Below are 9,076 nucleotides of genomic sequence, written 5' to 3' on the forward strand. Positions count from 1 at the left end.
GACCTGACCTTCGACTGGTGCGTCGAAGAGGCATTTGCCGGTATCGCCGCGCTTCACCCGGCGATCGAAAGAATTCACACGGTGGCGATCCGACGCTGGCGCAAGGCGCTGCTCGACGGCGCCACGTGGCACGAGGCGGCCGCCCTGCGCCGCACCTTGCGCGATTGCCGTTACGACCTCGTCATCGATGCGCAAGGCCTCCTGAAATCGGCTCTGGTGGCAAGGCAGGCCGGCGCCCCCATTGCCGGCTTCGACCGTTCGAGCGCGCGCGAACCTTCTGCGACGCTGTTCTACGATGCCACTTATCCCGTGCCGCGCGACCTGCACGCCATCGAACGGACACGGCGGCTGTTCGGGCTGGCGCTCGGCTATCAGCCCGATCTTTCGACCCTGGACTCCGGCATCGTGCCGCCCGTCGGCACTCTGGCGGGCATTGCCGGAAAAACCGCCTTCCTGCTGCACGGCACCAGCCGCGAAGACAAGAAATGGCCGGCCGAAGACTGGATTGAAACCGCGCGCCTCCTGATTGAGCGGGGGATAACGCCGGTCACGACCTGGTCGAACGAGCGCGAGAAGGCCGTGGCCGAAGCCATTGCCAAGGCAGTGCCATCGACAGTTGTGGTGCCAAAGTCACCGCTGGCCGACATCGCTGAGTTCATCGGCCGCTCGGAACTGGTCATCGGCGCCGACACCGGGCTGACCCATCTCGCCAGCGCCTTCGGCCTGCCAACGGTTGCGGTGTTCCTGGCGACCGAGCCCGGGTTGACGGGTCCGCGCGGGCAATATGCGTCGACGCTTTTGGCAGTGCCCGGGAAGCGTGTGATGCCGGCGGAGGTGGTGGCGGAGGCAGAGAGGCTGGCGGGACTCCAGGTCCTTGGCAAGGCCAACGCTGGCAAGAACTGAGGTCAATCGGAAAGGCCAGCGCCGCCCCCCATCCGCCTGCCGTCACCCTCTCCCCGTATAACGACGGGGAGAAGAGAGCTGAACGCAAGGCCAGCGTCTATTCTGCTACGTTGAAAATCGGCGAAATCGTCGACGGGAGCATCTTTCTCCCCGTCACTATACGGGGAGAAATGCCCGGCAGGGCGATGAGGGGCGACGCAAACCTCAGCTTAAAAATCGCAGCCGCGCCCCCCTCAAATCCCCTAGATGAACTGCACCTGGACGATCTCATATCCCCTGGCACCGCCAGGCGCATTGACTTCGATGGCGTCGCCGACTTCCTTGCCGATGAGCGCACGCGCGATCGGCGAGGAGATCGAGATGCGGCCGGACTTCACGTCCGCCTCCTGGTCGCCGACGATCCGGTAAGTCTTCTTTTCCTCGGTGTCCTCGTCGACCAGCACCACGGTGGCGCCGAACTTGATCTTGTCGCCGCTGAGCTTGCTGACGTCGATCACTTCGGCCCGCGCGATATAATCTTCAAGCTCGTTGACGCGGCCCTCGGTGAGGCTCTGCGCCTCTTTGGCGGCATGATATTCGGCATTTTCGGACAGGTCGCCATGCGAGCGCGCTTCGGAGATCGCCTCGATGATGCGCGGCCGCTCTTCCTGCTGGCGCCAGCGCAGTTCTTCCTTCAATGACGCGAACCCCTCGCCTGTCATCGGGACCTTGTTCATGATGCCTGACCTTTCCTGCTGCCACCCCCGCGTTTCGGGGAAAGCCTTGTCGATGGGTACAAAAAGAAAACGGGTCCGGCAGCCTCGGGCTAACGGAACCGTTTCACCGCAATTTCCCTGAATATAGCAATGTCAGCGGGTTTTTCACGCCCAAAAATCGGTTTTGCTAAAATCATCCCCGTTTTCATCAGCCAGGGCGGTGAATGAGGCTGGGGGCAGCAAAAAGCGGCCGCGATCGCTCGCGGCCGCTTGGAAGAGCCCTGGGATCTTTTCAGCTTCTCATGAAATGGTCGATCTGCTCGGCCAGCATGCCATATTCGCGCGAACCCTTGCCGGTCCGCTTCTCGATTTCCATCAGCTGTTGCCGGGCGCCGGCCAGATCGCCGATCTGCAGATGCGCTTCGCCGAGATATTCGCGCACCAGCGTGTAGTTCGGATCGATGCGCAGCGCTTCCTCGTAATAGCCGAGGCCGACGGTGACGCGGCCGGAATGGCGGTGCGAATAGCCGAGATAGTTGAGGATGCGCGGATCCTGCTTGTTGGCGGCAAGGCTGAGCACGGCGATCGCCTCGTCATAGCGCCCGGCCATCGCCAACGCGTGGCCAGCATCATAGATGCTGTCGTCGTCGAGCATGCCCTCCTGGGGTGCGACGCACTTTTTCTTCTTCTTGTCCCAGACTTCGCCCTTCTTGCATTGGGTGACCGTCTGATCGCTGCCGCCACTGTCACCGCCGGCGGCGAACACTGGAACGGCAAGGAACTGCAGCGCGACAAGGGCAGTCGCCACCTGGATCAGCACTCTTTTATGCATCGAAGCCTCCTGGAGGGTGAGAATGCAACACTAACGCCGGTCGGCTTGCGTTTCATCCCGGAAAATTGCGTGCGGAGAACATCAGGTGACGGATGCCGCAAATCCGCTATCATCCGGCAAACGACCTGAGGGAGACGGCCCTTGCAGCGGCGGCTTGAAAAGGACTGGGAGCTTTCGATCGGCCCCGACACTGTGCGCCTGTTCATCCTCAAGGCCAAGGCGCTGAGTGCGGCCGTCAATGAAGACTATGCCGATGGCGCCGAGCACGAGGTCGAACTCGATGGCGAGTCCCACGTCAACCATCACCATGACGGCCTTGCCGAGGAAAGCTCCGAGAATCTGACCGAGGAAGAGCTGCGTGAGCTGATCAACGACCTCAATGTCGATGAAGCAGCCGAACTGATCGCGCTGGCCTGGGTCGGTCGCGGCGACTACGACGCCACCGAATGGGCGGACGCGCTGGCGGCCGCGCGCGAACGCGCCAACAAGCGCACCGCGAAATACCTGCTTGGCATGCCGCTGCTCGCCGACTGGCTGGAGGAAGGGCTGGAAGCGATCGGTGCGTAACGGAGCGGTTACCGTTCGTGATGCGGCCGAGGCAACCACCTTGCGTCGGCGCCGTTGACGGCGATGGGGTCGATTGTCTTTTCCCGAACGTTCAGGATCTTGTTCGTCATGGCCGTCACGGCCTTACTGGTGATGCCGGCCGAGGCGAGACTTCGCCATCGGCATCACCAGCCGTTGACGCCGAGGATAGAGCAGCCGTTGACACCAAGAGCCGAACAGCCTCTTAAACCGCGAGGCGGAAAGCGCCTGAAACCACGAAGACATCGGTCGGTTACGCCGAAGCAGACACAGCAGAAAACGCAGTCTCCGCTGCCCTTGCCTGCCGATGCTCCGGTGCCTGGACCATCTGTTCCGGCACCAGCGCCCGGCATTCCGGTGCCGGAACCGCGCCCGGCGGACGCTCGGAAGGCTGACACTGCAAAGCCGCAGGAGCAGAAGACGGAAGCTCCGAAGACCACCGGCGCGCCCGAAGGTTCCAACGAAGAAAAATCCCGCCAGGAAAAGCAGGCACTCCCCGAGTCGTCAGTTCCCGAACCCTCAACCGATACCGAAAGCGAACCGGAGCCGCCCGCGGTCGCGCCAACGCCGACACCAAAACCCGACATCGCGGAGCCCGAGGCTCAGCCGCCCAACGTTGGCCCGCAGCCGTCGCAAAAGCCGGCGGACGCGGACGAGAAGAAGATGCTGCCCGATCCGCGCTCGGCCGATCTGCCCGACGAGAAAATGCCAGCCGAGGAAGTCGCCTGCCGCGAACGACTGAAGACGCTCGGCGTCGAATTCGAAGAACACAAGGCGGAAAGCCAGCCCGAAATCGGCTGTTCGATCCCATACCCCATCGTGCTGAAGAACCTTGGAAAGTCCGTCGCCATCGGCCCCGGCACCGAGCTCAATTGCAAGATGGCCGAGGCGACGGCGCGTTTTGCCGCCGATGTCATCCAGCCGGCGGCGAAAGCCGAATTCGGTGAGGACCTGAAATCGATCGGCCAGGCATCGGCCTTTGTCTGCCGGCCACGCAACGGCACCCGAAAACTGTCGGAACACGCGTTCGGCAACGCGCTCGACATCGCCAGCTTCACGCTGTCGGACGGCAAGAAGATCGAGGTCGGCCCGGCGCCGCCGGAGAAGGACGCCAAATTCCTCAATGCCGTGCGCAAGGCCGCCTGTGGACCCTTCAAGACGGTGCTCGGTCCGGGCGCCGATGCCGATCACTCCCTGCATTTCCATCTCGATCTCGAACCGAGACGGCATGGCGGGACGTTCTGCCAATAGCCGAAAGCGCACTCAGGAATTGGGCTAAATCTATTGCAGAGCGCTCGGCGGGAGCGGCTTGTCGATCTCGGCCCTCATGATCAAAACACCACGTGTAAAATCATCAAAATCTTCGATACTCATGCTGCAAGTCTCTTGGACGAAACTTTTATGCCGGAATTGAACCACAACATACTTCTGCTGATCCCTGTCCAGCTTCAGAAGAAAGGCAAACGAATAGGGACTCCTGCGTAAAGTTACATACACTTCACGCAGATCCCGGGCGGTGAAGAACCGTTTTATCGTACGCCAGATCGACATTTACCCCTCCAACCGCAATTATTATAAAACTAGTAGGCGCCTTGTCGAAGATGAATTGCCCTCGCCGATGATCCGCGTGCCGCAATTCGGCCGCAGGCATGAACGCGGGCGCTGAGTTTTCCTTTACCCTTGATCGTTAAAATGCCGGATATCCATCAACGGGATTCCGCCAATGGCCGGCAAATTTCGGGCCGTGTTTTTCGCCACCGCGCGCCAGACAAAATATGCAGCAATGCTGACCGCCGGCCTGGCGCTGGCGGCGCTTTCCGCCTGCAACACCGGCAGTGTGCTGTCGCTGCAGCCGGCCGTCGACGTCGGCGCGCAGACGGCTGCCGTGCCGCAATATGCCGGCATGCAGAAGCTTGTCCCTTCCAATCCATACATGACGCAGGCCGCTTATCCGCGCATGGACGAGCCGATGTCGCCCGTCGAGCAGATGCCGGCCAGCGAAACCGACTGCCGGCAGCAATTGAAGCGTCTCGATGTCGCCTACACCGACCTGGCGCCGATCCATGAAGGCCAGTGCGGCATCGATTATCCGGTCAAGGTTTCGGCCATCGGCAACATCCAGATGAAACCCGCGGCAACCCTGACCTGCGACATGGCCGCCACCTTTGCCGGCTGGACGAAGAACGAGCTCGTCCCCTCCGCCCGCTGGCGCTATTTCTCCGGCGTCAAGACCATCCACCAGGGCTCCAGCTATTCCTGCCGCAGGATTGCCGGCGAAGGTGTCCTGTCCGAGCATGGCAAGGGAAATGCGCTCGACGTCATGAGCATCGAACTCAACAATGGCGACGACATTGACGTGCGTAAGCCCGGCCTGTTCGCTTTCCGCACCCGCGGCTTCCTCAACAATGTGCGCGCCGACGGCTGCCAGTACTTCACCACCGTGCTCGGCCCCGGCTACAATTACGACCACCGCAACCATTTCCATTTCGACATCAAGAACCGCAAAAACGGTTATCGCGCCTGCCGTTAGGAAGAGATCAGCCTAATCGGCGCCACCGGTTGAAGCGGCGATCTGCCGTGCAACCAAGTCCTGGATGCGCCAGAGATTCCGGTCGCGGATGCCGCTCTCTTCAAGCTTGCTCACGGTCCTGAACAAATACTGCGCCGAAGAGCCCCAATGACCGGCAGCCCGCGCCAGCGTGTCGGCAACCTGCTCCAACGGCAACCGGCCGGCATAGGCGCTGCCGTCCGGCGCGGCGACGAAAGCCAAGGCACGCAGCGGCCCGTCCCTGGTCTTGACCTTGATCCAGCATGGCACGTTGGTTGGCGGGTTGGCATCGATCTCGCGGCGCATCAACTGGCCGAGTTGCCCGAAATGATCTTCCGCGGGCAGCCGATAGACGATGCCGCTGCAGCTGCCGCCTCGATCGAGCGCCAGCATCAGGGCCGGCAAATCGCGGGTTCCGCGCCAGCGGGTCAGCTTCAGGCAGAACGAGCGGTGCCATCCCGGCGCCGTGGCCGGGCGCTGCTCGACATAGGCGAATTCGGGGTTCCAGATCAACGACCCGTAGGCAAAGACCCAAAGCGTCTCGGGACGATGCTGCAAAAGCAGCTTTTCGACCAGGCCATCGAACTCCACATCGGTGTGCTCGCTGGTTCCGGGCTCTGGCCCGGGATCAGGCTCGACACGCTCAACTTGCGCGACAAGCTCGGCGGTCAACGCCATTGGCTTGCGGCCTGCCGGCTTCCGCTCCATTGCTGCCCCCGCGAGGAAACGATGCCCACGATAGACCGGCGGCGCGCTGCTGGCCATTGATTTCCCGGGTCCGTCAGGCAACAGATACCGCACGGATCGGGCGGCGTTCATGAGCCAGCGAAGTTTTCGGCGACGCGTTGCAATCTGGGTGGCGACCTTGCTGGCCGCCTATCTGGCGCTCGCCTATTTCGCCGCACCGGAATTCTGGACGTTTCACGATCGCGGCTTTCGCAAGCACAGCTTCGAGATGGTGACGCACACGCCACAAGGCATTCCGGGCGATCCCATCAATGTCGGTCTTGTCGGTACGCGAAAGGAAGTAGTGCACGCCTTCGCCGTCGCCGGCTGGGACACCGCCGACGCCGTGACCCTGAAGACCGCGATCGAGATCGGTGAAAGCGTGCTGTTCGACCACCCCTACCCCGATGCGCCGGTCAGCAGGCTGCTGTTCGATGGCCGCGCCCAGGATCTCGCCTTCGAAAAGCCGGAGGGCCTCAGCGCCGACCGCCGGCATCATGTCCGCTTCTGGCAGACCGATGCAAGCGGCGACGATGGCCGGCCGCTGTGGCTGGGCTCGGCCAGCTTCGATCGCGGCGTCGGCCTCAGCCACGACACCGGCGCCGTCACCCACCATATCGGCCCCGACATCGACGCCGAGCGCGATTTCCTGATGCGCGACCTGGCCACCGCCGGCACGCTGATCTCGACCAGCGATATATCGGGCGTCGGCGCCACCAGTACGGGACGCAATGGCGGCGGCGATCCCTATTTCACGGATGGCGAGGCAATTGTCGGCGTGTTGAAGCAGTTGCCCTGACCATCGCAAAAGTCAGTTCGTGGTGATCACGATCTTGCCGAACGGCCCTTTCTCCAGATGCTGCAAGGCTTGCGGCACCTCGTCGAAGCCAAAGAGCTTGTCGATGACCGGCTTGATCGCCAGCGCCTCGATCGCCTGATTCATACGTTCGAAGGCGCGGCGATGGCCAACCGACAGGCCCTGCACGGTGATGCGGTTGCGCATGAAGGGCATGATAGGGAAGCTGAGCTCCATCGCGCCCAACAGGCCGATGATCGACAGCCGACCGTCGGCGGCGAGCGCATTCAGCGATCGCCGTGCATTGTCGCCGCCGACCATTTCCAGCACGTGGTTGACGCCCAGCCCATTCGTCAGCTCACGCACGGCCTCATCCCAGGCCGGTTGCGTGCGGTAGTTGATCCCTTGCCAGGCGCCGAGCTTTCTCGCCCGCTCAAGCTTTTCATCGCTGCTTGAGGTGACGATGGCGCGCAGGCCGAACGCGGTGGCGAACTGCAGCGCAAACAGCGACACGCCGCCGGTGCCCTGGATCAGAATGGTCTGGCCCGGCACCGGTCTGGTCGCTTCGGCCATGGCGAACCAGGCCGTCAGCGCCGCGATCGGCAATGTCGCGGCCTCGAAATCGCCGAGCGATGGCGGCGCCAGCACCGCGGCGTCCTCGCCGAGAATGACATGGTCGGAAAGCATGCCCGACAGCGACGACCCCAGCGTGTGCTTATGCAGCACCGGCGGTGCGTCGCCATCCGGCCAATCGGCGATCACCTGGCCGAGCACGCGCTGGCCGACCTGAAAGCGGCTGACCGCACTGCCGACGGCCACCACTTCACCCACCGCGTCGGATGTCGGCACGAAGGGAAAGGCAAGGTCTGGGATCAGCACGCCGTCTACGATCATCTTGTCCTTGTAGTTGAGCGACACGGCCTTGGTCCGCACCAGCAAATCGTGCGGCCCTGGCTCGGGCACCTTGCCTTCCACCTGGCTTAGCCTCGACAGGCCAAAACCGCTCATCTGCCAGGATCTGTTGATTGGGGTGCTCATGTCGTGTCGCGCTCCGTGCGTTGATGCCAGGCGAGACATTTATGCCTTTCGACTATAGAAAATAGTGCTTCCGTGCGGTATAATTTGACACTGATTGCGGATTAAAAGTCGACAATAGGAAATCGCCATGGAAACGGCCGACCTGCAAGGCATCGTCGCGTTTGTTCAGGCGGTGGAGGCCGGCAGCTTCACCAGCGCCGGCGAGCGGCTGCATGTGACGAAGTCGGCGATCGGCAAATCGATCGCGCAGCTGGAGCAGAGACTCGGCGTCCGCTTGCTGAACCGCACCACCCGCAGCCTCAGCCCGACCAGCGAAGGCGTCAGCTATTATGAAGCCTGCGTCCGGGCCCTTGCCGAGATCGAAGCCGCACAGTCGCTGCTTGCCTCGCGCCGTCAGGTCCCGTCTGGCCGGCTTCGGATCGACGTGCCGCTGGCCTTCGGCCGACGCTGCGTCGCCCCCGTGCTGTTCGAGATTTCGAAGAAATTTCCGGACCTGACGGTGGAAGTCTCCTTCAATGACCGCCGCGTCGACCTGATCGAGGAGGGCATCGACCTGGCGATCCGCATGGGCGAACTCGACGACAGCCTGTCGCTTGCGGCCAGGCGCCTCTACGCCCAGCGCTCGGCCATATGCGCGGCTCCCGACTATCTCGACAGGCATGGCCGGCCGCAATCGGTCGAGGATCTCGCCGATCACAGCGTCATTGGCTACGGTCGCGAGGGCATCGTCCGGCCCTGGGTGATCAGGCATTCCGACGGCCATCTCGCAACCTTCATGCCCAAGGCGCGACTCGTTCTCGGCCATGGCGAACCGATGCTGGATGCAGCGCTCGCCGGCTGCGGCATCGCCTTCCTGCCGACATGGCTGGCCGCCGACAGCCTCAAAAGCTGCGATCTCGAAATGGTGCTGTCGGACTGCCTGGTCGAGAACATCGTCGTGCATACCGTCTGGC

11 protein-coding genes are annotated in these 9,076 nt (G+C 62.7%); 6 read left to right on the forward strand and 5 right to left on the reverse strand.

The window, feature by feature from the left end:
* The coding region (waaC, locus tag EN893_RS08910) for a lipopolysaccharide heptosyltransferase I (RefSeq protein ID WP_128361495.1) at positions 1 to 903 on the forward strand (903 nt) is incomplete at its 5' end.
* Positions 904 to 1,145: 242 nt separating this feature from the next.
* On the opposite strand, the gene greA is transcribed toward waaC, so the two are convergent.
* Positions 1,146 to 1,619, reverse strand: coding sequence for a transcription elongation factor GreA (gene greA, locus EN893_RS08920; protein WP_128361496.1), 474 nt, complete (start codon positions 1,617 to 1,619; stop codon positions 1,146 to 1,148).
* Between the two features lie 271 nt (positions 1,620 to 1,890).
* The gene (locus EN893_RS08925; protein WP_127270421.1) at positions 1,891 to 2,430 is read right to left on the reverse strand and encodes a tetratricopeptide repeat protein; all 540 of its coding nucleotides are present in this window, start codon (positions 2,428 to 2,430) and stop codon (positions 1,891 to 1,893) included.
* A 141-nt stretch (positions 2,431 to 2,571) separates the two neighbouring features.
* Between EN893_RS08925 and EN893_RS08930 the strand changes: the two genes are divergently transcribed.
* Positions 2,572 to 2,997 carry a DUF3775 domain-containing protein gene (locus EN893_RS08930; RefSeq protein ID WP_013530064.1) on the forward strand — a complete coding sequence of 142 codons (426 nt, stop codon included), beginning with the start codon at positions 2,572 to 2,574 and terminating at the stop codon, positions 2,995 to 2,997.
* Positions 2,998 to 3,183: 186 nt separating this feature from the next.
* On the forward strand, positions 3,184 to 4,266 hold the full coding sequence (locus tag EN893_RS08935; RefSeq protein ID WP_164749430.1) for an extensin family protein: 1,083 nt from the start codon (positions 3,184 to 3,186) through the stop codon (positions 4,264 to 4,266).
* A 30-nt stretch (positions 4,267 to 4,296) separates the two neighbouring features.
* Here the strand turns inward: EN893_RS08935 and EN893_RS08940 are convergent, their stop codons facing one another.
* Complete coding sequence (locus tag EN893_RS08940) at positions 4,297 to 4,566, reverse strand: hypothetical protein (RefSeq protein ID WP_127270419.1); 270 nt, start codon at positions 4,564 to 4,566, stop codon at positions 4,297 to 4,299.
* 172 nt (positions 4,567 to 4,738) lie between these two features.
* Here EN893_RS08940 and EN893_RS08945 point away from each other — a divergent pair, with 172 nt between their 5' ends.
* The gene (locus EN893_RS08945; protein ID WP_127270418.1) at positions 4,739 to 5,545 is read left to right on the forward strand and encodes an extensin family protein; all 807 of its coding nucleotides are present in this window, start codon (positions 4,739 to 4,741) and stop codon (positions 5,543 to 5,545) included.
* 12 nt (positions 5,546 to 5,557) lie between these two features.
* Here the strand turns inward: EN893_RS08945 and EN893_RS08950 are convergent, their stop codons facing one another.
* Positions 5,558 to 6,271: a gamma-glutamylcyclotransferase gene (locus tag EN893_RS08950; protein WP_127270448.1), complete on the reverse strand. Its 714-nt coding sequence runs from the start codon at positions 6,269 to 6,271 to the stop codon at positions 5,558 to 5,560.
* Between the two features lie 109 nt (positions 6,272 to 6,380).
* Between EN893_RS08950 and EN893_RS08955 the strand changes: the two genes are divergently transcribed.
* Positions 6,381 to 7,088, forward strand: coding sequence for an LssY C-terminal domain-containing protein (locus EN893_RS08955; RefSeq protein ID WP_127273164.1), 708 nt, complete (start codon positions 6,381 to 6,383; stop codon positions 7,086 to 7,088).
* 12 nt (positions 7,089 to 7,100) lie between these two features.
* Here EN893_RS08955 and EN893_RS08960 read toward each other — a convergent pair whose 3' ends face one another.
* A complete protein-coding gene (locus EN893_RS08960; protein WP_127270043.1) occupies positions 7,101 to 8,123 on the reverse strand; it encodes an NAD(P)-dependent alcohol dehydrogenase in 1,023 nt (340 codons plus the stop codon).
* 127 nt (positions 8,124 to 8,250) lie between these two features.
* On the opposite strand from EN893_RS08960, the gene EN893_RS08965 reads away from it, so the two are divergent.
* On the forward strand, positions 8,251 to 9,076 hold an 826-nt coding region (locus EN893_RS08965; RefSeq protein WP_128361497.1), incomplete at its 3' end, for a LysR family transcriptional regulator.

Origin of the sequence: Mesorhizobium sp. M7A.F.Ca.CA.004.04.2.1, from assembly GCF_004022825.1 — a bacterium.
Classification (GTDB): domain Bacteria; phylum Pseudomonadota; class Alphaproteobacteria; order Rhizobiales; family Rhizobiaceae; genus Mesorhizobium.